At 49.9% G+C, this 24,511-nt stretch carries 21 protein-coding genes; 5 read left to right on the top strand and 16 right to left on the bottom strand.

Features of this window, described 5'->3' with window-relative positions:
- Positions 1 to 123: 123 nt before the first annotated feature.
- From ACO0LL_RS28645 to ACO0LL_RS28615, 7 genes are all read right to left on the bottom strand, one after another.
- Positions 124 to 759 (bottom strand): hypothetical protein, encoded by a 636-nt coding sequence (locus tag ACO0LL_RS28645; protein WP_422954235.1) that lies wholly within the window; start codon positions 757 to 759, stop codon positions 124 to 126.
- Positions 756 to 2,723, bottom strand: a complete 1,968-nt coding sequence (locus ACO0LL_RS28640; RefSeq protein ID WP_422954234.1) for an ankyrin repeat domain-containing protein — start codon at positions 2,721 to 2,723, stop codon at positions 756 to 758. The genes ACO0LL_RS28645 and ACO0LL_RS28640 overlap by 4 nt, the downstream gene beginning before the upstream one ends.
- A gap of 187 nt (positions 2,724 to 2,910) precedes the next feature.
- Positions 2,911 to 5,019 carry a DUF4214 domain-containing protein gene (locus ACO0LL_RS28635; RefSeq protein ID WP_422954233.1) on the bottom strand — a complete coding sequence of 703 codons (2,109 nt, stop codon included), beginning with the start codon at positions 5,017 to 5,019 and terminating at the stop codon, positions 2,911 to 2,913.
- Between the two features lie 229 nt (positions 5,020 to 5,248).
- Positions 5,249 to 5,602, bottom strand: coding sequence for a hypothetical protein (locus ACO0LL_RS28630; protein ID WP_422954232.1), 354 nt, complete (start codon positions 5,600 to 5,602; stop codon positions 5,249 to 5,251).
- Positions 5,603 to 5,732: 130 nt separating this feature from the next.
- Positions 5,733 to 6,272 carry a DMP19 family protein gene (locus ACO0LL_RS28625; protein WP_422954231.1) on the bottom strand — a complete coding sequence of 180 codons (540 nt, stop codon included), beginning with the start codon at positions 6,270 to 6,272 and terminating at the stop codon, positions 5,733 to 5,735.
- Between the two features lie 14 nt (positions 6,273 to 6,286).
- Complete coding sequence (locus tag ACO0LL_RS28620; RefSeq protein WP_422954230.1) at positions 6,287 to 6,811, bottom strand: hypothetical protein; 525 nt, start codon at positions 6,809 to 6,811, stop codon at positions 6,287 to 6,289.
- A gap of 76 nt (positions 6,812 to 6,887) precedes the next feature.
- On the bottom strand, positions 6,888 to 7,409 hold the full coding sequence (locus tag ACO0LL_RS28615) for a hypothetical protein (protein ID WP_422954229.1): 522 nt from the start codon (positions 7,407 to 7,409) through the stop codon (positions 6,888 to 6,890).
- 244 nt (positions 7,410 to 7,653) lie between these two features.
- Between ACO0LL_RS28615 and ACO0LL_RS28610 the strand changes: the two genes are divergently transcribed.
- Entirely contained in the window at positions 7,654 to 7,905 is a 252-nt protein-coding gene (locus ACO0LL_RS28610) for a hypothetical protein (protein WP_422954228.1), read from the top strand.
- A gap of 131 nt (positions 7,906 to 8,036) precedes the next feature.
- Here ACO0LL_RS28610 and ACO0LL_RS28605 read toward each other — a convergent pair whose 3' ends face one another.
- The 5 genes from ACO0LL_RS28605 to ACO0LL_RS28585 form a co-directional block, all read right to left on the bottom strand.
- A complete protein-coding gene (locus tag ACO0LL_RS28605; protein ID WP_422954227.1) occupies positions 8,037 to 9,893 on the bottom strand; it encodes a DUF4214 domain-containing protein in 1,857 nt (618 codons plus the stop codon).
- Positions 9,894 to 9,964: 71 nt separating this feature from the next.
- On the bottom strand, positions 9,965 to 11,191 hold the full coding sequence (locus ACO0LL_RS28600) for a DUF4214 domain-containing protein (RefSeq protein WP_422954226.1): 1,227 nt from the start codon (positions 11,189 to 11,191) through the stop codon (positions 9,965 to 9,967).
- Positions 11,192 to 11,253: 62 nt separating this feature from the next.
- Positions 11,254 to 11,433, bottom strand: coding sequence for a hypothetical protein (locus ACO0LL_RS28595; RefSeq protein ID WP_422954225.1), 180 nt, complete (start codon positions 11,431 to 11,433; stop codon positions 11,254 to 11,256).
- A gap of 472 nt (positions 11,434 to 11,905) precedes the next feature.
- Positions 11,906 to 13,426, bottom strand: a complete 1,521-nt coding sequence (locus tag ACO0LL_RS28590; RefSeq protein WP_422954224.1) for a DUF4214 domain-containing protein — start codon at positions 13,424 to 13,426, stop codon at positions 11,906 to 11,908.
- A gap of 540 nt (positions 13,427 to 13,966) precedes the next feature.
- On the bottom strand, positions 13,967 to 15,085 hold the full coding sequence (locus ACO0LL_RS28585; RefSeq protein ID WP_422954223.1) for a DUF4214 domain-containing protein: 1,119 nt from the start codon (positions 15,083 to 15,085) through the stop codon (positions 13,967 to 13,969).
- Between the two features lie 137 nt (positions 15,086 to 15,222).
- On the opposite strand from ACO0LL_RS28585, the gene ACO0LL_RS28580 reads away from it, so the two are divergent.
- Positions 15,223 to 15,864: a class I SAM-dependent methyltransferase gene (locus tag ACO0LL_RS28580; RefSeq protein ID WP_422954222.1), complete on the top strand. Its 642-nt coding sequence runs from the start codon at positions 15,223 to 15,225 to the stop codon at positions 15,862 to 15,864.
- A gap of 31 nt (positions 15,865 to 15,895) precedes the next feature.
- Here ACO0LL_RS28580 and ACO0LL_RS28575 read toward each other — a convergent pair whose 3' ends face one another.
- Entirely contained in the window at positions 15,896 to 16,792 is an 897-nt protein-coding gene (locus tag ACO0LL_RS28575) for an alpha/beta fold hydrolase (protein ID WP_422954221.1), read from the bottom strand.
- A gap of 68 nt (positions 16,793 to 16,860) precedes the next feature.
- Here ACO0LL_RS28575 and ACO0LL_RS28570 point away from each other — a divergent pair, with 68 nt between their 5' ends.
- Complete coding sequence (locus ACO0LL_RS28570) at positions 16,861 to 17,298, top strand: DMP19 family protein (RefSeq protein WP_422954220.1); 438 nt, start codon at positions 16,861 to 16,863, stop codon at positions 17,296 to 17,298.
- Between the two features lie 269 nt (positions 17,299 to 17,567).
- Here ACO0LL_RS28570 and ACO0LL_RS28565 read toward each other — a convergent pair whose 3' ends face one another.
- The 3 genes from ACO0LL_RS28565 to ACO0LL_RS28555 all read right to left on the bottom strand — a co-directional run bounded on the left by ACO0LL_RS28565 (position 17,568) and on the right by ACO0LL_RS28555 (position 21,708).
- Positions 17,568 to 19,376, bottom strand: a complete 1,809-nt coding sequence (locus ACO0LL_RS28565; protein WP_422954219.1) for a hypothetical protein — start codon at positions 19,374 to 19,376, stop codon at positions 17,568 to 17,570.
- Between the two features lie 173 nt (positions 19,377 to 19,549).
- Positions 19,550 to 20,419, bottom strand: a complete 870-nt coding sequence (locus tag ACO0LL_RS28560; RefSeq protein WP_422954218.1) for a hypothetical protein — start codon at positions 20,417 to 20,419, stop codon at positions 19,550 to 19,552.
- A 392-nt stretch (positions 20,420 to 20,811) separates the two neighbouring features.
- Positions 20,812 to 21,708 (bottom strand): glycoside hydrolase family 16 protein, encoded by an 897-nt coding sequence (locus ACO0LL_RS28555; protein WP_422954216.1) that lies wholly within the window; start codon positions 21,706 to 21,708, stop codon positions 20,812 to 20,814.
- A 904-nt stretch (positions 21,709 to 22,612) separates the two neighbouring features.
- On the opposite strand from ACO0LL_RS28555, the gene ACO0LL_RS28550 reads away from it, so the two are divergent.
- Both ACO0LL_RS28550 and ACO0LL_RS28545 read left to right on the top strand, forming a co-directional pair.
- On the top strand, positions 22,613 to 23,881 hold the full coding sequence (locus ACO0LL_RS28550) for an OmpA family protein (RefSeq protein WP_422954215.1): 1,269 nt from the start codon (positions 22,613 to 22,615) through the stop codon (positions 23,879 to 23,881).
- Positions 23,882 to 23,904: 23 nt separating this feature from the next.
- Positions 23,905 to 24,450: an SMI1/KNR4 family protein gene (locus ACO0LL_RS28545; protein ID WP_422954214.1), complete on the top strand. Its 546-nt coding sequence runs from the start codon at positions 23,905 to 23,907 to the stop codon at positions 24,448 to 24,450.
- Positions 24,451 to 24,511: the final 61 nt, after the last annotated feature.

The following is a 24,511-nucleotide window of genomic DNA, read 5'->3' as shown; positions in this document are numbered from 1 at the left end:
TTGGTCATCTATCAGTTCTTTTGGCATCGCTCTCCACCCTGACAAAACAAGATAGAAAGTTAACACTATTCATGAAAAGTTAACAGCACTTTTTTTCAGTCGTTTTAATTTCGCAACAGCCTCTTAGCTAGCTGTCGCCAGCTTCACGGGCAAGACAAAACTCACTTTGGTCCCGAGCACCTTGACCTGCAATTTCCAGATGATCTTGAATTCAGAGCGCCCCAGCGGGCCACTGCGTGGCAGCTCTGCGGGCAGGCTGAGCGTAAAATCTACCCTGCCTGCGCCATGGGCGATGCGCTTGCGCTTGAGTTCTTGCGACCATAAGGTACTCGTGGAGCTTTCCTCTGCACTGTTATTTACATGGATACAAGCGACTTCCCATGTCAAGGGATAGTCTGCCGCAGGCTGGCGCATGCCCTGCCCCAGTCCCCCGGTGAAGGTCAGGGCCGCAGGCACATCCCTGCAACCAGGATGCAAAGGTACTGGCAACTGCAACACCAGTCTGCCCAGGCGCTTGCGCAGGTAAACGCGCCAGCAAGCATACGCGACCAGCATGATACTGGCGACGGGCGACAATATCAGCAGATATTCCCCAGAGACACAAGCGCTGCCACATTGCCTTGCTGCTCCCCACGAAAAGCCCGTAGTCATCAGTAGGCAAACGATGGACGCGACCAAGAGATTAGTGTGCGTGGCATGTTCGGCATGTATATAGCGGCGGGTTATCTTTGGCCTGGCAGTTGCTGTCAGTTCGCTCATGGGCACCCCAGCGCCGCCGCTGCCTGTGCCTGGTTGAAATAGCGTGCATAGCCGCAGGCGTCTTCACCGTACAAGTCTTTCTTGCTGCGGTCTGCGCCTGCCAGTTGCAGGAAGCTGATCACAGCCAGTTGGTTGTATTGGGTAGCGATCATCAGGGGTGTAGAACCACGGCCACCATCGAAAGCCTGGTCCATGGCGACCCCACGTTCATGCAGGTAGCGCAGGCTTTTCAGGGCGCCTTTGTAGGCGGCGTAGTGGGCAGGCGTCCACACCTTGTTACTTGGGCGGCGCAGGTCAGCATCAGCATCGGCCAGCAGTTGCACTATCTCTACGCTATCATTCGCGATGGCGGCAAACAGGGCGCTGCGTTCACCGTTGCCATCGGCATCCCGTGGCGTTACCAGATCGACTTGCGCGCCTTTTTGCAGCAGGTAGCGCACCTTGGCGATGTCATTGTCATCCGCCGCATGCATGAGCAGGCTGCGCCCTTCTGCATCTCTGGCATTGACATCACCACCAGCATTGAGTCTCGCTTGCAGTTGTTTCAGAGTTTCGGTTTGTGCTTCTGTGTGCTGATTATTGCTGCTACGCCTGCGGCTGCGACTATCACCCGCGCTACTGAAAATGACAAACGCTGCAATCGTAATCAGGATAAAGAAGATGCCATAAGCCCAAAACCAGCTACGGGTTTGCTTACTGGTATCACCAGGTAATATTGGCAGGCCAAACAGCTTGGCCGACTCGCGCGGGTATTGCCTGGCCAGCACATCACTGGCATTGACTTGCCCGCCCACACCCTGGCGCACTGGCAATTTGAAGATCAGTTCGGCATCCAGCGCTTTGAGCTTGAGCTTCCAGATGACCTCTACATCCTTATGATCCTGCGTGCCGCTGGCAGGCATGTCTGCGGGCAGGCTGATCTTGAAGTCCACGCCTGGTGCGCCATGCACTACTTGCTTCGTGCCTAGCTCTTTTGACCACAAGGTTTTTGTCGTGCTGTCATCACCACGACTATCTACATGCTCGCACAACACTTCTGCCTGCACCGGGTAAAGCGTTCTCGCATTTGTCATGCGCAAGCCCAGGGCGGGCTCAAAGCGCAGGCGCAGCAGCATATCTTCTATGCCGGCATAGGGTTGTTGTGCCAGGCTCAGTACGGGCTCCCCTATGCGTCTGCGCAAAAAGCGCATGCGAAAGGCTGCCCAGATCATCACCACACCCACCATCACAAATACGGTGATAAAAGCGGTCAATATGCCATCTGCATTTTTTTGCATATACACCGTGGCTGCTACCGGCATGCAAATCAGGTTCCAGATTACGGCAAATAAGGTCATGGGCCCGGCACCACTTTTCTCTGCCGCCAGCTCCAGCTGGCCGGAGTAGGCTTGAGAGGCTAGCTGTCCATTGCCCTTGAAATCCCCGGCCGTATCTTCTTCATCGGGCCTGAACCATATCGCCCACAGCGCCCACAAGGCACCCAGACTGATCGCCGGGAACAAGGTAGCAAAGGGGATGAGGAAAATGATAGCGTTCAGGTGGGTTTGCCTGTCATACACGGCAAAAGCTGGCTGTTGGGGGTCCATCCAGAGGGTGACGCTTTGATCGTTGCTGCGGGCTTGCAGCAGGCTGGCGTGTGTTTTGCGATTGTAGCCGTTATAACCATCGCTGTTGTCACCGCCTATGCTGATGCGTTTGCTGCGGTAAGTCTTGCCGTCATACTGATACACAAATTCAGCATCGACTGAATAAACCGGGCCATCTTCAGCGCGAATTTCACGCAGTTCCAGCTTGTCGATTCTGGCCTGCACCGCCACCAAGTCACCGGCACGCCACCAACCATGCAGTTGCTGGGCCATGGGAAAAATCCCACCAAACCAGCCACCTAAACCAAATCCGACTACAAACACCAGTGAAAATAGACTGGCACCTAATTTACTACCTACTCTTTTTATTTTTATCATGTGTGCAATGTAGCAAACCGTTTTGCGCACTGCAATATCTGCGATGCAACACTGATGGTTACTTGCAACAGGCTGTTTTGCGCTGACAATGTCATACGGCCGTCACATTCACGAAGTAAAAATTGCCCTCTCCATAAAAAACCAGCTGCAATGCTGGTTTTTTAATAGCAAACAAGGCCAGGAATAATTACCCCAGCCAGCCTGCATACTCTATGCCGTTCTGTATCACACCGATGACCAGTGCCTGGTTTTCTGTACTTTCGCAAAAACTGGCGAGTGCCCCGGCTGGTGTAATCGCACCGCTGTTAAGCGCATTGGCCCAATAATCAAAACCTGCCTTGTCAGGCGTGCGGTGCAAGACATTGTTATAAAAATTGGTGATCAGGGTCGTGGTGCTGGGGTTACTGCCATACAGTTTCTGGAACTCGGCAGAAGAGAAGAACCCCGCCGCTACCGTCGTCAAACTAGACCCATGTTCCATATCATTGATCCAGTAGCCGAGGCCAGCAAAATCAGGCTTGCGGTCAAATGCTGCCTGGTACAAACGGTAAGCCTGGCCCGCGATGCCCTTGACATCAAAAGTCACATAGTGACGATCATCAAACTTGAGCTGCTCGACATTCAACAGTGTATCGGTACCTAGCTGCCCGGTAGTATCCTTGACGGTGACCGTGCTGCCTGACTTGGTAATCGCATAGCGCGACGCAGTACCGCTATACAGCGCCAGGTCATTACCAGCACCACCGTCTATCGTATCGTTGCCACCCGAGCCCGAGATCAGGTCATTGCCAGCGCCGCCCAGCAGGCTAACGCCAGTGTTGCCATAAGCATGCAGGTATTCGACATTCGCATAATTGACTATCGAGGCATTGAAATTCACCCAGACGGTATCAAAACCTTCGTTGGCAACTTCGATGACCTTGTCGAGGCTATTGTCGAGTACATAGTCATCGTCGCCCCTGCCACCCATCATCAGGTCATTGCCGTCGCGGCTGTTCTCCAGCCAGTCAAAACGGTCATCACCGTCGCCACCGATGAGGGTATCATTGCCTGCGCCGCCTTCAAGGCTGTCGTTGCCTGCATCGCCATAGATTACATCATTGCCACCCAGGCCACCAAGAAAATCATTGCCACCACCACCCCGGATACTATTGGCCAGGTCGTTGCCAGCGATGACGTCAGCAGCGGCTGATCCTATGGCATTTTCATATTCGCCGTAAAACCAGCGCAAACTGACCGGGTCACCACCATTGACGATGGTATTTGACGCATCGTAGTAACTCATCGCTACACCTACCAGATGCGAGGCACTGACGATCTTCACGCCCATCTCAAAATAAGCGCCCTGGGTGTACATGGACAAATCAACCGTATCAACACCGCCCTTGTCAAAATAGGTACGATAACCGTCGGTGCCAGCGACTATCATATCGTCACCGCTACCACTGGTACCCTTGCCTTCGCCATAGGCCTGCTGCAAAGCAATCACATCCAGGATCATGGGTGTAAACGCATGCAGAAATGATGAATGGTTCTGGTCATCATAAGACATGATGGAAAAATATTCCTTGTACATGTCTTTCGCACTTTTGATACTAAAGCCCAGGGTATCGAAGCCCAGATACTGGGTCGCGGCATAATCAGTGGTGATCACAGGTACGCCGTTGCTGTAAGAGCTATGCGGGTGCGACAAACCCAAAGAATGTCCCAGTTCATGCATCAGGGTCTGGGTTGCCACCGTGGTCAGGTCTAGTGAATAATCACCACCAAAATCGGACGAAGCCTGATTCAGTTTGATGTCACCAGCCCCACCCACATACCCAAAATTCCTGTCGTCATTGGCCCCTGATATGGCGCTATAGCTGACATTCTTGAGGTTCTGCCAGTTGATATTGATGTCCGACAAATTCGCCTGTCCGACCACTGCAGGTGTCACCAATGAATAACCGCCATAGGTGTCATAATCCACCACGCTGGAGAACGACAGATTGGCAAACTGCGAATAAATATCCAGTATCGCATTGATGTTATTGATCTGCTTTTGCGTCCAGGGATAATCACTGCCACCCTGCATCACATCAGTGGTAAAACTGTCCGACACCGAGACCCGGATATATCCCGATAAGATGTAATTAACCAGGCCAGGCGCAACCCCGTCAAAATTGAACATGGCCCGGGTAATCGGGGTCTGGGGGAAATAGGGTATGTAAGTCGCCATGGTATTTTCTATCAGTTCGCAGTTTGAATTTGCCAGATATAAAGAGTGCACATCAACAGTGAATTCCAGTTTTGGCATTGTACGTGATCTGCTGTCATTGGGCACCTTCTTGTGTAGTGTATTAAGCACGAACGAGACTATAGATTGGAATGGGTAGCGTATGATTTTTCGGTTTTTTGGGAATTCAAATAGTGGCATCGCCACTCTCATTTACTCTCATACGCTTAACAGCACGCGACTGCCACCAGAACACTTTTAGCCATACATATGCATCGCAAAGCGAGCATATACAACACTGCTTCAGGCATCACAAGCAATTGACGCTTGGAGAAACAAACCCAGATCCGATAAATAAAAAATATACTGGCGGAGCAAGGGAAGACAGCACAAACAAAAGCAAGGATCTGCCCTCATGGTCATGACGAATTCGCTTCCATTGCCTGCATGTCATCAAGATCAAAACTCCCCACAGGAGCAATGCCATGGCCAGCATCCCCTGAGAAAGACCACCATACAATTGCGCATTGCCGGGGCAAGCGAAATCTGAAATGATCTGCAAAAACTGTTGTTCGCAATATGCCCAGCCATAAGCGCAAGCGGCCACCAATACGTGCAGTGCAAAAAAAACGTATTTACTGTTCATCAGGGACTTTGTCTTCATTTCTGCTATCGCCTTGTCAATCAAGGCACATGCATCATAAACCGCTAGTGTGAAGAGAAGATGCGTTGAGGGTGAACAGGTACTGTTTACTTGTGCAAGCCAAACAGAGCAACCACGAGCTGATAGTCAGTTAAACGCCACCGCCTGCTTTACATTGAAGTTCTTCACGGTGTGCACGCAGATATGTACCCACTAATGAAGACAAGGGCAAACCTGCCAACCTCAACGATGTCTCTGCAATTAAATCCGGCTCAGGCAAGGATGGGCTGACATCAAACTGCTCAAACCATACATCTTGCGGAAATACGCTGAACTCGCCATATTCTTTAGCGCCATCTCTGGCAAAAGGAATTGCCGCATCAAGCAGCATCTTTAATTCATCGGCGGCAACCACTGCAAGTGCGTGACGAGTCAGCTTTATTTGCTGAACTGATGGACAATGATTCGACAAATAATCAGGCAGGCCTGAACTGGACACGTCCATCGCAAACTGCCATAAATACCAAGCTGTTTTTGCACTTTCAGGAAGATCAGGGTATTCATCGATCAGTTCAGGGGACAATATCTGATGATCAAATAACTTGAGCAGGTGAAAGTAAATACTTTCAAAGACAAGATGCGCATCAGATTCTGCAAAGATGCTATCTGGTACTGGAATAAATTTTTTCATTTCATCTCTTGAGCTCAAGCTGGCTGCTTGTCATCCCCTTGTTGCAACAGCCCCAATCGGTCAAGAAACCCGGACTCTAAAGTCAGGCATACATCCCGCACAGCTTCCTGAATAATAATATCTTCGACTTCATAAGAACCTGGTCGCCAGTAATCGATCAAAGATTGAGGAGGGGAGTCCAAAGATGTGGGATTAAGACACCACCATTTATCCCTGCCGATCACAGAAGGATAGCGATAATAGCCGTCAGTAAATTGCTCAAATTCCCCTTCTTTTGGATGAAAGTTGCTGGTAGGTTCAAATTTTTCTGAAATGTGGATATTGATTGCAAACTCTCCCACTTGCCATGATTTATTCGACGCCTGAAACGCGATCAGAATATGCCTCCTTAAGTTGGGATGAAGGCCCAGATAGAAACTGCCGCTCTTTGGTATGGCGGAACACAATGGCTTGTCCAGTCTTTTAATAAAGGGATATCGTTGCTTTGCAGATTTCCAAAAGGCAGCAATAAATTTTTCGTAGATTTTCTTTTCAGCCATGTTCTTTTAAAGCATTCATCATGTCTTCAAATTGACATATTTTTTGAAATCAAGAGACAAGTTCCAAGCTACACTATCATTGCGGAAGACAATTTTTCTTTAAAAATGGCATACCATATGCCATTAAATTTTTGAATTGCGTGGATACCACTTCTTCCACATTATCCTTATTTACCTCTACCCATGAGTCCAGCTCCAGGGACATTATTTTGGGCAGGCGGGCCGTTGCCTCCTGCGCATCAGAGCAGAGAGTAAATTCTGAGGAAAAGGATAAAGATGGCCTGCGTACAAGTTGAGGAAAACGCCGCAATCTCGACCAGCCAATTTCGATGGTAAATTGGTCTCGACCATTGAACTCTGGAGTAAAAATCACATAGAGATTGACTCCGGCTACCGTAGAACTGTCTTCCCAAACTTTTTCTGTATCAAAGAAGTAGTCGCTACTCCCTTTGAAAAGAGAAAATGCCTGCAATTCTTTTTGCATGCATGCCGCGAACTGATCTAATACTCTTTCTTTAATTTCTTGTTCATGGTTTTTATTTGCCTGAGAGCATAGTGACATGCTCTGCCACAGGGTCTGGAGTAAACGTAATGTCAAACGCAACCGCAATACCAAAAAAACCGGGGAGCGCAAATAAAGCGCTCTCAGCTTATATCAGCACATTTAGATATGAACGGCACAGCTGTTGATGAGGCCGTATCTCTTTGCACCACGCCTCGCCTAGATTTGTCATGTAATCGAAGTCTTACATGCATGCAGCATGACAACCGATTTTAAGGTTTTTACGATGAACGCATAATGGGCACCAGATCAAAACACACCTATCAGGAGAATTCGTACCATGAATGCTTTCGCGATCAACCATCACGCAACAAATTGCCTGGCCCAACAAAATTTAAACGTTTATGTAGCACAGCAATTTCAGGATGCAGCATTGCAGGTTCCGGTTTTCCATGATGATAGCAAACCTCAACAGCGCAAAGAACGCAAAAACCCTCTGCCGTTGTGCTACTTTCCTGATCGCTTCCAGCAATCGGACTCGCAACCTATTGGGGCAAAATTAATATCTCTATCTGGCGGTTTTTTACACTAGATCCTTTACCATTAAAACCTGTAAATGTCAGTAGATGCATGTTGTGCATGCACTACATGATCATGCATCACGCACACTGGAACTCATTTCATCAATAGAGATGAGTTCCAGAAAAACCGCAACCTACTACCTCACCCCGCCCACACCGTATACACTATCCCATTCTGTATCTGCCCTATGACTTGTGCCTGGTTTTCTGTGCTTTCACAAAAGCTGGCCAGTGCTGCTGCGGGGGTGATCAGGCCCTTGCTGAACTGGTTGGACCAGTAATCAAAACCTGCCTGGTCTGGTGCGCGGTGCAGGACGTTTTGATAGAAGTTGGTGATCAGGGTATTGGTGCTGGGGTTGCTGCCATACAGTTGCTGGAATTCTGCTGACTGGAAAAAACCAGCGGCCACCGTGGTCAGGCTGGAGCCCTTGTCCATGTCTTTGATCCAGTAACCCAAACCGGCCAGATCAGGCTTGCGGCCAAATGCGGCCTGGTAGATGCGGTAAGCCTGGCCAGCGACACCGTCGGTATCAAAGGCCACGGCAGTGTCGCTGAATTGCAGGCGTTCTACCTGGCTCATACTGATGGTACCGTCATTGCCGACATTGTCTTTCAGCACCAGGTTGTTAAGCGTGCCTGTGCTGGTATAGTTGGCGAGTTTGCCTGACAAGACCAGGGTATCAAGCCCGCTGCCGCCAGAGATGCTGTCATTACCGCCGCCACCGATGATGGTGTCATTACCGGCACCGCCAGAGATGGTGTCACTGGCGCTGGTACCGGTCAGGTAATCAGGGCCAGCCGTGCCATTGATGTTGAGGCCGGGGGCAACAAAATTACCGATAGTAGAAAACTGGTAGCTGCTGGTGCCCGCGTAATTATAACCAGCCAGATCCTTGATGCTTCCATCGGGGATACTGAGACTGTAGGTGGTGTCATAGGACAACGGGTTGTTCGTGTGTATCGTCAGCTTGTTGCCAGTCAGGGTCAGGTTGGTGCTGAAGGCAGCATCAAAATCGGCCACAGTTTTGCCTGTGCCGTCCTTGAGCAGGATGTGGCCAGAACCACGCGCAATCTCTTCACTGAAGGTGACCACGATATCGCTATTGATGGGTACGGACTTGCCAGATTGCGTGGGCGCAAACGAGACGGCAGTTGGGGCGGTGGTGTCGCCCTGGCCAACTACACGGATAGAGGTATTGATCCCCATTTTCTGTAACTGGGCAGCGTTATAGACGGTGACGTTACCAGCCATGTCTGCGACTTCTACCCGGCTGACGTTGTAATAACCGTTGGGGTTATTGCCTGCGATAGTAAAGGTCTGATTGGTCGTGCCATCTGCCCAGGGGTCTTTAAAGCCACCGAGCACGATACCGGCATACAGGCTGCCATCGGTTTTTACATCATGGGTCAATGGCGGGTCGGTGATGATGGAGACATAGCGTATGCCTGACTCATAATCCGTTGCAACAGCTTTGAGATCTATATTGACATCACCCTTGACCAGGTTGACGACGGACGGGATGTTCAGGGAATTCAGCACCGGTGGTGTAACATCATTCTTGACAACAGCATTGCTCAGGCCAATGACATAGTCAGCATTGGTAGAACCAAGATTGCTGACCTTGACAAAAAAGCCGCCGTGATTATAACCACCTGAATAGCTGAACTTGATGCCGTCATCGTTGTAGGTCTGCGCAATGGCGGGCGTCAGGTTATACAGTATATTGCCTGCACTGTCGGTGATCTCTATCTTGACACCGGCATAGGTAGAGTCCCAGGTATTGCCACGGTAATTGTTCAGTGCATCATTTGACACGACGATGGAATAAATGCCCGGCCCATCCAGGTCCAGCTCATACCAGTCTGTTGTGTCGGTAGCAGACAATTTACCAAATGAGCGTTTGCCATTACCGAGTTTGTAAACAGTGCTGCGGTTAAATGAATCGATGGTGATGGTTCTTTCATCTGCATTCGAATTCAGACCGTAAACATAAGACATAAAACTGACCTTTAAAGATAAGAAATGGTGGCGGCTTCATTCAAGCCATCAAAAGAAACAAAGGATGCCGTTCAAGCTGGCCACACTATATAAGCGATGCCTTTTTGAATTTGCCCTATCACTTGCGCCTGGTTTTCTGTGCTCTCACAAAAACTTGCAAGTGCACCGGCGGGTGTAATCAAGCCCTTGCTTAACTGGTTATTCCAGTAATCGAAGCCTGCCTGATCCGGGGCGCGGTGCAACACGTTTTGATAAAAATTGGTAATCAGGGTAGTGGTGCTGGGGTTGCTGCCATACAGTTGCTTGAATTCTGCCGACTGGAAAAAACCTGCAGCCACCGTGGTCAGGCTGGAACCCTTGTCCATATCTTTGATCCAGTAACCAAGCCCTGCCAGATCAGGCTGACGGCCAAATGCAGCCTGATAGATGCGATATGCCTGCCCGGCGACACCATCAATATCAAAGGCAAGCGCGACATCGGCAAATTGCAAGCGTTCAACTTGCGTCACATTGTCAGTGCCATCATTGCCGACATTGTCTTTGACAATAAAATTGCCTGCCGTACCGGTCAGAGTATAGTTCGCGCCTTTTCCTGAAAGTACCAGGGTATCGAGACCACTACCGCCAGCAATATTGTCGTTGCCAGCGCCACCTATGATGGTGTCGTTACCTGCACCAGCTGAAATATTATCGTTGCCGCTGGTGCCGGTTAAATAATCATTGCCAGCAGTACCATTGATATTGGCGCCAACTGAGACAGGATTGACTATCGTTGAAAAAGAATAGCCGGTGGTGCCTGCATAGCTGTTGCCAGCCAGATCCTTGAAACTGCCACCACTAATGCTGACGCTGTAAGTCGTGCCATAGGACAGTGCGGCACTGGGATGTATTATCAGGGTGCTGCCTGAGATACTCAGATTGGAGCTGGATGAAGCATCATAATTTGCCACAATATTGCCCGCGGCATCCTTGAGCACAATGGTGCCAATGCCACGTTGTATGGCTTCGCTAAAGCCGAGGATGATGTCACTGTTGATTGGTATAGCCGTGACCGATTGTGTGGGCATGAACGACAATACCGTCGGTGGAGTGACATCCAGCAAGGTGGTACGTGTACTTAAATTCAGCACATAATCTGCATTGCTAAAACCAAGGTTACTCACCTTGACATAAAAATCGCCATGGCTGTAAGAGCCGGTGTAGCTGAAGTTGATGTTGCCATCCAAACTGGATCTGGCGATGGCAGACTGGGTGCCAGACAACACATTGCCATTGCGGTCAGTGATTTCTATCTTCACACCGATACTGGAGCTGGTCCAGGTATTGAAAAAGTAGTTATTGCTACTATCGGTCGATACAATCAGATTAAAACTGCCTGGTCCATCCAGATCAAGTTCATACCAATCGTTGTATCAAAAGAAGACAACTTGCCGAAAGAATTTCTCCCCAACTGCACCTTGAAAACCTGGTTCACAGTACTTGAATCATAGCCATAGGTTTTTTCATATGTAAAGGAATCAACACCAACGAGATATGCCATACCACTGCCTTTCAGAGCCAAGAATTGGAAAAGGCATATTTAGCCCAGGTTTTATTGCTTTTGCTTTGCGCAGGAACAAATGTAAGTGAATGTAATATTCTATTTCAAATTTTACATTCGAGGTGAACTGAAGGTGAACTGAAATAGTTTTCACTCATCAATTTGAAAGTAAGTTGAAAGTAAGTTGAAATTAATTTGAAAATGAGCGGAAGTTTTTGTGATGCCTGCAGCAGAGAGCGGCAATATCACTGACGAAGAGAAGGATAGGGAAAAGAAATGCTTATATGCAGGACGCAAAGCACGGGCTGCCAGCAGAGAGGTGGAACAAAAGCCCGCCAGGTTTTTTAGTAACTGTGCTTAGTAACTGTGTATTGGTGCCGTCAGATAAAACGAAGAACAGGTAATTCTGATAAAAAAATTGAAAAGTGAAAGACGTGGCTCATGCCCCGCCTCCCACACAATTCTCAACACGTCACCCCACCCACATCGTATACACAATGCCTTGCTGTATCTGCCCCAAGACCTGTGCCTGATTTTCTGCGCTTTCACAAAAGCTCGCGAGTGCGGCAGCAGGCGTCAACAGACCCTGGTTAATCTGGCTGAACCAGTAATCAAAACCTGCCTGGTCTGGTGCGCGGTGCAGGACGTTTTGATAGAAGGTGTTGATCAGGGTCGTGGTGCTGGGGTTGGCGCCATACAGTTGCTGGAATTCTGCAGATTGCACAAAAGCTGCAGCGACAGCGTTGAGGCTGGCGCCTTTATCCATCGCCTGTATCCAGTAGCCCAGGCCTGCCTGATCAGGCTTGTGGCCAAATGCGGCCTGGTACAGGCGATAAGCCTGGCCAGCTACACCATTGAGATCAAAGGCCAGTGTCACGTCGGTGAATTGCAGGCGCTCTACCAGGCCGACTGAATCAGTGCCATCCGTACCAACATTATCTTTGAGGATGAAGTAGGCAGGCGTGCCAGACACCGTGTAGTTGGCCATCTTGCCGGACAAGACCAGGGTATCTAGCCCACTGTCGCCAAAGATGCTGTCATTGCCGGGGCTGGCGATGATGCGGTCATTTCCCGCACCTGCCGAGATATTGTCGTTGAGATTGCTGCCCGTCAGCACATCGTTGCCGTCTGTGCCGTTGATGGTCAGCCCGACCTGAGCCGGGTTGGACGCAGTCCAGAAGGCATACGCATTGGAGGCAATGGAACCCGTATAGCTATTGCCAGCCAGGTCCTTGATACTACCAGCAGGCAGGCTGATGGTGTAGTTGGTGTCAAACGCCAGCGCCACGCCAGGATGTATGCTCAGGGTATTGCCCGCAATGCTGATGCCGGGGCCAGCAGCATCAATGCTGGCAGCAATATTGCCTGCACTATCTTTGAGAACAATCTTACCGGAACCCGCCTGTATCGTCTCGCTGAATGTGAACACCAGGTCACCATTGACCTGCACCACATTACCTGTGGCTGCCGGGGTAAATGAGAGCACGGTCGGTGGCGCCGTGTCTGCCGTCGCCAGCACGCTGATGGTGGTGTTGACGCCCATGGCCTTGAGTTGCGCGGCTTCATAGGTCGTGCTATTGCCCGCATTGTCTATCACCTGCACGCGCAGTACATGATAGTCACCGGGTTTGTTGTTGCTGGCGATGGTATAAGTCTGGCTGGATAATCCGTCTGACCAGCTGTCATCCTGGCCATCCATCACAAAGGCACCCAGGGTGCCTCCATGTATCTTGACATCATAGGCAATGAAATTATCGAGCTCTATCATGACGCTGGCAACACCCGAACCGACATCGGTCGCACCGGCCCTGATGAATAGCGGCGCATTGCCATTCGCCAGATTGATACTGGCCGGGATGATCAGGGAATTGAGGACAGGCGGCGTGGTATCAACGGCTGCCTGGATGACATTCAAACCGGATTTGAGACCGGATGCATGACGTACACCGAGGGTATCAAGATTATCTGCATTAGCCATTTTGCGGACCTTCATTAAAGGCTTCAATTAAAGGGTGGATTCAATCAAAAGTGCAAACGCATCTTGAAATCAGTGACCTGCCTGCGCTCGCCGTGTTTCATGTGCTGCAAGCATTACTATTGCATTTAAGTCACGTTTAAATTGTAGTTAAGTTGTAGCTGAGTTGTAGCTGAGTTGTACCTCAGTTGTAATCAGGTTGCGCCTGAGAAAAACTGGCCCATGCAAAAATTGTGGGAGCGAAAAATGACCGTCTGTACTCGCGTTTCATGAGCGGCCAATATGGATTTCTATGTCCGCAGCATTCTCATGCGATATTGCATTATATTTAATTATTTATGATTATAGCAATATCTTATTAAGTTCCAGAAACTGTGTTATGCAGCACTTTTTCCCCTGTCAAACAGGTGCTGGAGGCAAAAATTCATGTTTCAGATATAGCGGTCCGACACACAAGACGCACAAAAACATGAAGCCAGTGCTGATCTCACAGCACTGGCTTCATGTTTGGTACTCACTTCTTCAACAACAATATGTCTTATACGATTGCTACCCGGCTCATCCCAGCCATTCGGTATACACCACACCGTTTTGTATCTGCCCTATGACCTGCGCCTGGTTTTCTGCGCTCTCGCAAAAACTGGCGAGCGCACCTGCGGGTGAAATCATGCCCTTGTTGAGCTGGTTGGACCAGTAATCAAAACCGGCCTGATCAGGTGCGCGGTGCAACACATTCTGGTAAAAATTATTGATCAGTGTCGTTGTGCTGGGGAAGCTGCCATACAGCTTTTGGAACTCTGCCGACTGAAAAAATCCTGCGGCGACTTGCGTGAGGCTGACGCCGTGATCCATTCTGTCTATCCAGTAACCAAGACCTGCCAGGTCAGGCTTGCGGCCAAATGCGGCCTGGTAGAGTCGATACGCCTGCCCGGCTGCGCCGTTGATATCAAAGGCCAGTGCAGAATCAGTAAAGATCAGGCGCTCTACTTGTGCGACTGAATCCGTGCCATCCTTGCCTACCGTATCTTTGACGGTAAAACTGGTGGTCGTGCCATTGATCGCATAGTCGCCGAGCTTGCCCGCCAACACCAAAAAGTCGAGGCCGGCGCCACCGTCTATCACATCATTGCCAGCACTGCTGATGATGGTGTCGTTGCCTGCTCCTGCGGTGATATTGTCGTCACCCACTGTACCTTGTAAATAATCATTGCCGCTGGTGCCATAGATATTCTTGCCGGGCACAGAGAGGTTCAGGCCGAGTATATAGTCAGTAGCTGCATACGACAGATTGCTGATACGCACAAAAAAATCACCGTGCGAATATCCACCTGTGTAATTGAAAACGATGCTACCGTCAGTCGTCAGACTGGCGTAGCTGGTGTCAAGACCAGCCAGCGGGTTGCCTGCACTGTCGGTGATCTTGACTTCAATGCCGCTATAGGTTTCGCGCCATTCATTGGTCGCACTATAGTTATTGACGACATCGGTAGAAACCACCAGCGTATAAGTGCCGGGGCCATCGAGGTTGAGCTGATACCAGTCTGTGAGGTCAGTGGCAGATAATTTGCCGAACGACACCTTGCCGAGGTTAACCTGGAAATTGGCGCTCAGAGAACTGGAATCATAACCCTTGGTTCTCTCATCATATAAACCATCATCACCATAAATATAGGCCATATTTCACTCCTTACTCTTTCAGGACATACGCAAAAACGCGCTTGACTCTTGCAGCTTTAACGCAATAGCGGCATCATCGGATGACAGGAATGTCAAAAAAGTTTAAGCATGAAAAAATCAAGCATGGAAACCTGCTCATGAAGAACCCTACAGAAATCACCGTCGCCACGTTCAATAAACTGGCGCAGCGCTACCAGGACAAGTACATGAACCTGGAAGATTATGACGATACCTATGCGCTGTTTTGCAAGAATTTGGTTTCCAGCAATGCGCGTGTATTGGAACTGGCTTGCGGGCCAGGCAATGTGACACGGGCCCTGCTGGCACGCCTGCCCGAATTGCAAATCGTGGCCACTGATCTGGCACCGCAAATGGTGGAACTGGCGCGCAGCAATAATCCAGAAGCGCAATTTGCCGTCATGGATTGCCGTGATGTGGGTGGGCAAGGGAAAAATTTCGATGCGCTGGTCTGCGCCTTTGGTCTGCCGTATTTATCGCGCGCAGAAGCAGTCACACTGATCGCTGATACCGTTGCAGTGCTCAATCCTGGTGGCCTGCTTTACCTGAGCGCAATGGAAGCAGAAGAAGCACGCTCAGGCTGGCAAACATCAAGTACTGGTGACCAGGTCTATATCCACTATCATGATGAAGCACACTTGCGCAGCGCACTGGCCACGCATGGCTTTGACATCATTGATGTCAGGCACAAACCTGGCCCGGCACAAAGCAGCATGGCGAGCACGGATTTATTTATCCTGGCCCGCCTGCGTGCTGCTTGATGACTGCGCTTTAGTCATTTAGTGATGCAGCTTATTTCAAGAAGTTTTTGACCTCAGCCTGAAACTGCTCAGGCTGGTCCCACATGATGAAGTGCGCACTGGCAGGAATGCGCTTGAGCTGCATATCTTTGACGGTGGCATAAGCCATCTTGTAAAAACCATCCATCTGCTCTGGTGTCACCGGCGCACCATTTGGTACCACATACAAGACTGTCGTCGGCACGGCAATGTTTTTCAGCTCTGGTGTCAGGTCCGTCGTGATCAATTCATGATAGGCGCGGGCGGAAACATCCTGATCACTCTTGAGTGCATCGTCCAGCCCTGCTGGGCGCATGGCGGTGTTACTGATCATGCTGTTGATGGTTGCCGTGGTTCTTTGCGCACGCGCTTCTGGTGCGGCTGCACGCATCTTGGCCAGCATATCGTCTGCCATGGGTTTCACACTTTGCGGTGTCGTGCCTGGTGGGCCAAACATGACACCCAGAAACGGGAACATATCAACGATCATCAGCTTGCTGATGGATTGTGGATGCCGCGCCGCCACCATCATGCCTATCGTGCCACCCATGGAATGCCCTATCAATACAGGTTTTTGCAAACCATGTGGTACCAGTTGGGCAATGTAGCGGGCGATTTCTTCTGCCACTGGCGCCGCCACTGCACCCTCAGTATTACCACCCGCAGGCACACCGGCAAAACCCGATACCTGCACCAGATGATACCGGTAGCCAGGCACTGCCTTGACCATCTCCGCCCACACCTTGGGGGACGAACTCAGGCCAGGCACCAGAATCACATCACTGCCCTCGCCCTCTACCCTGACGCTGATACGCTCAGAGCTAAAAGCTGCGGCCCAGGCAGCGACAGGGCTCAATGCAGCGCAACTAACTGCCAGGATGGTTTTAAGCAAGTGACGACGGAGTATCATATAAAATCCTTGTATTAATATTCTGCTAGCATACTACACTCCGATGTAATTTCCGCAAGAGTTCAACCATGCAAGAAAATACCCTGCAGCATGCCATCACCACCCAGCTCACCCTTTGGCTGGCCACGACCACCTCAGGCAACTGGCAAGAGCTGGCCAGCACGCATGCACCACAACTGCCCCACCTGCTGGCCGCACGCTTTGACTATGACGTACGCCAGGGCGGCTTTGCCCAGTTTCTCTACAATATGAACGGGCATTTACTGGCGCAGATTGAAGACATGCTGATCGCCGCCAATGCCCACGTCGCCCATGATTTTTATGTACAGGCCATCAGCCTGTGCCTGAAGAACAAAGCGGATTACCAGCGCTTTTTAGCCGGCAACTATACCGATGCCAATGCGCTCAAAGACGAGCTGCATCTGCTCAGCATCGCTTATCTTGGCAAGAGAGTGGATTTCCAGACCGAGGCGCATGCTTTTCTGGTGAGCGGTTTGCCTGCCTGAAAAAAAAATGTACTGCGACAAATCAGCTTGTTGCAGTACATATAAACAGTAACACCAAACACCCGGCACTCAACAAACCGGGGCTGATGTTACAGGAGGAGTACTGATTATTTACTGCGTACTGGCGTCTTTTTTACAATAAACATGGCCGGTGCTGAAGGCTGCGTACTGTCAGCCGCAACACCTGCCACCAAGCTCCCTCATTTCGTCAGCCAGTGCTTGGAAAGACATACGTCTCCTGGCAATCCAGCGTCGAAATGACTGAGGTTTTATTTAACGGTAAAGTTAGTCGGTGCTACAGGCTTAATGGTATCGACTGCACCACCCGCATATTCAAAGGCACCGATATCTGGCTTGACGCGCAGCTTGCCCAGGCGGTCATCCAATGCGCTGTCGACAGACGCACCTTTGTCGATTACCGGCGAGTTTTTGGCTGGTATGGTTTTCCATTCATTGGCAACAGAGGGCACGCTCAACAGGGGATCTGTATTCAGACCGTTGAAGTCAAATTGTTTACCCTTTGCTTCCGCCAGGGTGAGTATGTCAGCACTGTATTTCAGATCGCTGGCATTGCTTGCGTAGCAGAGGTTATTGTCGAACGCTGTAAATTTGTCCCGGCCAGTCTGGGTGGTTTTAGGCGCACCAAAACCAAAACAATAAGGCAGTTCCCAATTACTATGTATCGCAGCATCAAGTGGTCCGAAATAAATCAGGTTTGACAGTACTTTCAAATTTTGACCGGGTGTAGCCCCGTTCTGATTAGCAAGTTCAATACCAATTGAACCACGCACTGTCTTTTTGAAATAGATCGTGTTGTTGCGGATAGTGGCACCAGTATCAGCGGCATCACCAGGCTCAACTCCATTGACAGGAACACGGATTCCTGTAGGGCCGCCCCATTCCGGCGTTGTCTCCCAAACCAATACATTGTTCTCGATAAAGGGTGAAATGCAGGCTGCGCAACCAATCCCGACATTACCAACATTGACAAGGGTATTACGATGAATATTGACATTCGTAAAAACTTCTTTGATATTTTGATAAGCTGCATCGACAGAGATACCCCAGCAGCCAGCGTCGGCTCTATTTTCTTCCTGCTGGATCAGATTGTCTTCAATCGTTACTTTTGTCCAGTGACCATGGCCGACAATTGCCACGCCGCCGCATTTGCTCGTCAGCGACAATGGTGGTAGCGAATTTTTGTACAGCTTATTAGCGCGCACAGTGACCTCTCCTGCATCCGCTTGCTCATTGCCAATATATATGCTGTGGTCAAGCGTACCATTGGCATAACCATTGTAATTAAGGGTATTACCTTCTATGAGCGAACTGTTGCATCCCCACAAAATACCTTGACTGCTATTATTGGTGATGGTCGAGTTCAGCAGTTTGACGGCCTGGATACTTGGCTGACATTGTATGCCGATGACATTGCCTTCTACATTGAGGTTAGACATTTCAACATCGCTCAACCCTCCCTTTCCTTCCTGATACACCATTACGCCCCAATGCCCTTCACCGCGCCCACGAAAATCGATATTGCGTATAGCATATCCACTGCTTTTGCCATATGCAGACTTGCCCTGTACCGTTATCGCGGCATAATGCAAGCTTTTATTAGGGTCAACATTGGGAACAGATTTGCGCACGAAGAGAATAGGTTTCGGAGCATCTTTACCGCTTACCCAGGAAGGGTTATACGCATCGAAGACGATAGGGTTTGCTGTCGAAGATTGATAGTTTTCGATAATCATCGCGACATCATCCCACGCACCGCCACGCGCAAATAATATCTTGTCGCCGGCTGTGAACCCGCGCATATTACTTTGCACCTTTGCTGCAGTTCGCCATGCTTCAGCAGGCGACGTACCCGAAGCCTGGTCATTACCCGGTTTGCAGGCATCAATTGAGCTCACCGGAGTTGTATCAAGTGGGCTCACTGAAGTGCTTTTTGCGCAATCTGCAACATAGTATGTCGCTGCACTCGCTTGCGAGCCAAATGCCAGCGTAATAAGCATCGCGCCTGAGACTGCGATACCAAATTTTTTACTTCTTTCCAGGCTATTCAAAATTTTCATGTTTTTTCCATTGATGATGGAGTGAAATAGTTACCGCGCAATGTAGTGGGTCCATACCGTCACCATGGTCGATGACGACATGGAGCTGACTAAGAAAAGTATTAGCATGGGCGGTGTCGCCGCATTGCTATTGCGATTCATCTACAGTACCGGGGTGCAATCCTGTTTCTCTATTAATTAATGACCTTGTTCTGTTCTACCGACATGGCACTTTCGTTGTTGCTGGTATCTATTGCGGTCAGCACAAAGTAGTAAGTTGCCGGAGCCAGGTCCTTGAGCACATAGCTGGTAGCAGATGCACCGAGATCGATGGTCTTGGTGTATTTACCGCTGGTAGTACCATAATAAATACGGTAACCAGCGAGGTCTGTCAGTGCGCTCAGGTCGGTATTGATGGTGGGGGCGCTCCATGCCAGGCTCGCTGTACCAGTAGAAGTACCTGTTGCTGCATTAAATACCTGACATTCTTTGGTGATGCCGGGTGCCGGGTCTTTATCAAAGGAAGATTCACTGCAGTACAAGGTCTTGCTGGTGATTTGTTTCTCTACCCAGCGGGTGTCGTGTCCATAGCGCACCACTTGTGGCGCTGCCAATGTCACGCTCTGGTATTGCGAAGCGATCTTGACCCAGGTTCCGGCCGCAGGCGCCAAAGGCAAACTTGTCGAAGCGGCGACTTCACATCTTTTACCAACATGCGGTAAAGGGTCGCTACCAAAGAATTCATTGCTGCATGTGGCAGTACCTGAAATTGTCTTGGTCACCCAGCTGGTGCCTGAACCATAACGCACTGTCTTGCTGCCACTGAGCGTAAATTGCTTGTTTTCATCCGCAACCCAGGTCCAGGTTGTATCAACGGCGATCAATTCACTTCTTGCTGCCTGAAAAATTTGCTCCGGCGGCGGTGTTGTACTACCCGGCGCTGGCGGTGGTGAAACGACTGCTGCTGTAGCACGCTCGCTCTCGCCACTGCCACCGCAACCCACGAGGGTAATGCAAACGATGGCTTGAACAAGTGCCAGCGAATACTTCAATTGATGATTCATGGTAATTTCCTTGATGGATATAAAAATAAATGAACTACACGTCCAAAGAGGTATCCTTTTTCTTGATCTGTATGCCTTACCTCCTCTGTCTAATCTGTAACAATGCGGGGCATACATGTGCAACATCCCGCTGCATCTGGTACGACATCCCAGATGAAAAAATCACCGAAAAATACCGTCCAGGGCAACCAGGAAAACCTGTTAAAAAACCCCATTCCAATCCAGTGAAAACTTATGCAAAATCGCATCAGCAGGGCCGCACGATGAAGACCGTACTGTCAAGCCCTGCTCACATCAAAAACCGGGACAAGTCAGCCCCTGCAGGCAACCGGGGCATGCCTGCATCATCACTACACAATCATTAGCAGTGCCGCATATAGCGGCCAGATGGGTTAGCCTGGTGGGTATCCACCGACTTTCTTATAGACTCTCACCCAGTCAATATCCAGCGATTGAGGAAAGACGCTGTCGTCAACGCCATACCTGCCAGCCCAGCCACCACCAATGGCGAGATTCAACAGCACGTGCGCTGGCCCTGCTTCAGTAAGATCATCGTTGTAGAGCCAGCGATAGGTGCGCTGGTATAACAGGTGGCCATCAACATAGACTGTCACATCGGTGGGAGTCCATTCCAGGCCCACGGTATGAAAACCTTTGGTCAGGTCTTCGTTGGCGTAATAATTATTCCACTGCGTATCAAAGCGCGGGCCCTTGGCCAGAAGGCGGCTTTCTATCTTGCCGCCATGCGTTTGCACGCCACTATGCAGCATGTTTTTGAATGGCCCGGGATTATCTTCTACTCCATTGACAACAAATTCGAAAATATCGATCTCCGGCCCCCAATACAAACGCCCGTCTGACTTGCGCTTTCCAGAGTTCAACCAGAATGCAGGGAAGACCCCCTTACCACCGGGCATGCGCACGCTGGCTTCAAAATAACCATACTTGGTTTCCCAGTTAGACCGTATCATCCCTGACTCATATTTACCTGGCCCGACTTTCCTCGCCGTCAGCGACAACATGCCATCATGCAAAACATGATTATTATTATCTCGATAGCGCTCAAGTTCAGTCTCGTTGAGGTAATCCACCGTGCCATTCGCGTAGATATAACGTGTTGACCAGCGTTCACGATTGAGCGTCGCGCCATTGAATTCATCGTTGAACACTAGCGTATAGCCGCTGGGAACAAAAGATGTGCCACGGTCCATAATGGGTTCCCATAACTGAGACGCTGCGTTGGCGCTCCACATGTGCAGAGCAAGTACAGCAAACATCATTTTTTTCATATTGTCAGACCTCAATAAAATAGAGAGAAAAAATGGACAGGCGTGTCGCTACCTTGCGCCGGACCACGGGTCACGCAAAAAATAAAACCGGGAAATGCAGGTAGCGCAATGGCTCTGCAAATACTTTGCTGCAGGCAGGCTCTTTTATGCCATGGCTAAACAAGCGATCAAAAAAAACGCGCGCAGATCACCTATAGCCAGCGCGTGTCGTCACCAGCTATGCGAAAAAATCAGATTTGATAATGCTCAATGATGCCAAATACAAAAGCATCCCAAGTTGCGTCATGCCTTACTCTGCAAAAATGCAGGTCAAGAAATTTCTACCGGCTCAATGTGGCAAAATGCCGTGAATGCCGCTTGCATTTTCAACCCCATTGCTGCTCTTTTCATTTAGCGCCCTGGCTTGTAATTCAAGGTATTTTTCTTTTTTTTCTCTTACTTAAATGTCTTGAGCGGATACTAGCAAAACATTTTGCAAAGGAAAATTGCTGCGCTGCAGTTTAGCTAAAATATATTGCTGTTTAGCTACGAAATCGTTTAACTGACAGCATTATTTTTGCTAAACATGCGATTTATTTTTTAGATTTTCATTGATATAAAAATTTCAGATACTAATGTGTGTTTATTTGCATATTGAGACAGCATTTCACACCTCATTTTGTACTGACAAGAGCAAAAACGGCGCAAATGAAAAATTGACAGATGCAGATTTGCCATAACCGACATGTCTCAGTTGCACAATTCCTACACAATTCCTGCACAATTTCTGCATGCTGCATACGCGCATATTGCGCGCTTCCCGCAGATATGCGTGCAAGGAAAGTCACTTGATCGACACGACATGCCAGGGTTAATATGACGCAGCCTGTTATTGACTATCAACGCTCACCAAACGGGAATCACTATGCGATGGTTTTTCAAACCCCAACTGATACTGCTGAGCATGGCCTGCACACTGGCAACACCTGCCTGGGCTGACCTGGGCTTTCCCGACTATCTGAAGTTGCCGCCGCAAATCATCGCAAATCCTGATCAGGCATTGCAGGCAGAGAATGTCGCCGAGGCTGAGTTTGTGGTCGATGCAGCGGGCACCAGCAAGCTGTTCAAGGGCAAGCGCTTTGCACGCTGGATGACTTACAAACCTGCTGCCGGTGAGCCTGCGCCCGGTTATTACAACGGCAGCGAGCTGCGCATCCATAACGCCATGCAGGCGGTACTTAGCAAAGCTGGCTGGCAGACCCTGCGCGCCGACGATAACAAGGCGCGCTGGACCATGCGTTATCAGGCAGGCGGCAAGCAGGCCTGGGCCGAGGTCAAGATGGACGCACCGCAGGCGCAAGTGTGGGTAGAACTGATCGAGTCTGCCGATGCAGGCGCCGCATTCACCATCCCCAGACCCGCCAGGCAGCCAGAAAAATTCAGTGCCAAGGATGACATCCCCTACCTGCCGCCCTGGCCCGGCTCCAAACGCACAGGCGAAGGCCATGGCAATGAGCCACTTGACGTTGCCGAACCCGGCAAGAGCCAGGAGGCGCAACTGGTAGGGCAGGCGGTAGAGATACGCAACTACCAGGGCCCGACTACGCTGTCCAAACTGCAATTCATAGGCGAATACCGTGAAGCCTTGATCAAGGCTGGCTGGACCGTGATCTTCCCTGCCAGCGCCGCTGCGGTGCGCGACTATGGCATGCTGGTGGCACACTACACTCAGGATGGGCGCGACATCTGGGCACGCATCAATTATGAATTTACTGCCTCACTCTCGATCAGCACCACCGACGTGGGCAAGACCGATCTCGGCAGCGCCTTCGCCAAGGATTGCCATGTGCCCCTGTACGGCGTGTTCTTTGACTTCAATAAGGCCACACTCAAGCCTGAGTCCGACAGCGTGCTGAGCAAGGTCGCAGCCCTGCTCAAAACCGACGCCAGCATCAAGGCCGAGGTCGAAGGCCATACCGATAATGTCGGTGGCGACAACTACAACCTCAAACTCTCTGACGCCCGCGCCGCCAGTGTGCGTAACTGGCTGGTGCAGCATGGCATCGATGCTGCGCGTCTGACTTCCAAAGGTTATGGCAAATCACGGCCTGTTGCTGATAACGGCACAGACACAGGCCGTGCACGTAACCGCAGGGTGGAGCTGGCGAAATTGAGCTGCAATAAACCGAAATAGAAAAACTTTAAAAAAAAATTAACATGACTAAGCAGCTAGAAAAAATATGGCAAGAAATAGAATCCTGGAACGACATCCATAAAAATACGGATTTGGGATCGTACCTTAATGACCCAGCATCAGATCATGACATCGATGATCTGAATACACAATTGGGTGGCAGACTGCCTATAGAGTTTTTAGACAGTTTAAGACGACATAACGGCACAGTTTGCTGGACAACTAAATTTTGTGACGGATGCCTGTTTGATGCAAAATCAGTTTTAAGCACCCTGCATGAGATGAGAGGCATCGCCAAAGATTTGATCGATGCCAATATCCGCAATGGCGAAGTGGACAATAGTCCACTCATTACGTCAGGCAGTGTAAAAAGTGATTTGTGGTCAGATGGCTGGATTCCATTTCATGCAACCGACTGGTCCAACACTTGTTTTGATTTCGACCCTGACGTTGGTGGAGAAATGGGGCAGATTATTTCTGTTAATTGGGAAGGTAATTCTGTTTCAGTAGTTGCAAAGAACTATGTAGAATTTCTTGCTTTGTGCGCAAAGAATTTGCCAGTCGCGTAGGTACGATTAGCGTAGCGTAATCGTACGCATGCCAAGCCTGACAGCAGCCAAAATGCATTTG

Origin of the sequence: Undibacterium sp. TC4M20W (assembly GCF_049340245.1) — a bacterium.
GTDB lineage: Bacteria > Pseudomonadota > Gammaproteobacteria > Burkholderiales > Burkholderiaceae_D > Undibacterium.
The sequence above is the reverse complement of the archived record's forward strand: the minus strand, read 5'-3'. Positions and strand labels throughout refer to the sequence as shown.

What these genes read in the sequence shown, in the direction of transcription:
- ACO0LL_RS28570 (WP_422954220.1), top strand. Translation starts at nt 16,861, where the DNA reads ATGCAAGAAAATACCCTGCAGCATGCCATCACCACCCAGCTCACCCTT.
- ACO0LL_RS28560 (WP_422954218.1), bottom strand. Translation starts at nt 20,419, where the DNA reads ATGAATCATCAATTGAAGTATTCGCTGGCACTTGTTCAAGCCATCGTT.
- ACO0LL_RS28640 (WP_422954234.1), bottom strand. Translation starts at nt 2,723, where the DNA reads ATGATAAAAATAAAAAGAGTAGGTAGTAAATTAGGTGCCAGTCTATTT.
- ACO0LL_RS28625 (WP_422954231.1), bottom strand. Translation starts at nt 6,272, where the DNA reads ATGAAAAAATTTATTCCAGTACCAGATAGCATCTTTGCAGAATCTGAT.
- ACO0LL_RS28565 (WP_422954219.1), bottom strand. Translation starts at nt 19,376, where the DNA reads ATGAAAATTTTGAATAGCCTGGAAAGAAGTAAAAAATTTGGTATCGCA.
- ACO0LL_RS28590 (WP_422954224.1), bottom strand. Translation starts at nt 13,426, where the DNA reads ATGAAGGTCCGCAAAATGGCTAATGCAGATAATCTTGATACCCTCGGT.
- ACO0LL_RS28555 (WP_422954216.1), bottom strand. Translation starts at nt 21,708, where the DNA reads ATGAAAAAAATGATGTTTGCTGTACTTGCTCTGCACATGTGGAGCGCC.
- ACO0LL_RS28635 (WP_422954233.1), bottom strand. Translation starts at nt 5,019, where the DNA reads ATGCCAAAACTGGAATTCACTGTTGATGTGCACTCTTTATATCTGGCA.
- ACO0LL_RS28545 (WP_422954214.1), top strand. Translation starts at nt 23,905, where the DNA reads ATGACTAAGCAGCTAGAAAAAATATGGCAAGAAATAGAATCCTGGAAC.
- ACO0LL_RS28605 (WP_422954227.1), bottom strand. Translation starts at nt 9,893, where the DNA reads ATGTCTTATGTTTACGGTCTGAATTCGAATGCAGATGAAAGAACCATC.
- ACO0LL_RS28610 (WP_422954228.1), top strand. Translation starts at nt 7,654, where the DNA reads ATGAATGCTTTCGCGATCAACCATCACGCAACAAATTGCCTGGCCCAA.
- ACO0LL_RS28630 (WP_422954232.1), bottom strand. Translation starts at nt 5,602, where the DNA reads ATGAAGACAAAGTCCCTGATGAACAGTAAATACGTTTTTTTTGCACTG.
- ACO0LL_RS28645 (WP_422954235.1), bottom strand. Translation starts at nt 759, where the DNA reads ATGAGCGAACTGACAGCAACTGCCAGGCCAAAGATAACCCGCCGCTAT.
- ACO0LL_RS28550 (WP_422954215.1), top strand. Translation starts at nt 22,613, where the DNA reads ATGCGATGGTTTTTCAAACCCCAACTGATACTGCTGAGCATGGCCTGC.
- ACO0LL_RS28595 (WP_422954225.1), bottom strand. Translation starts at nt 11,433, where the DNA reads ATGGCATATCTCGTTGGTGTTGATTCCTTTACATATGAAAAAACCTAT.
- ACO0LL_RS28620 (WP_422954230.1), bottom strand. Translation starts at nt 6,811, where the DNA reads ATGGCTGAAAAGAAAATCTACGAAAAATTTATTGCTGCCTTTTGGAAA.
- ACO0LL_RS28585 (WP_422954223.1), bottom strand. Translation starts at nt 15,085, where the DNA reads ATGGCCTATATTTATGGTGATGATGGTTTATATGATGAGAGAACCAAG.
- ACO0LL_RS28580 (WP_422954222.1), top strand. Translation starts at nt 15,223, where the DNA reads ATGAAGAACCCTACAGAAATCACCGTCGCCACGTTCAATAAACTGGCG.
- ACO0LL_RS28575 (WP_422954221.1), bottom strand. Translation starts at nt 16,792, where the DNA reads ATGATACTCCGTCGTCACTTGCTTAAAACCATCCTGGCAGTTAGTTGC.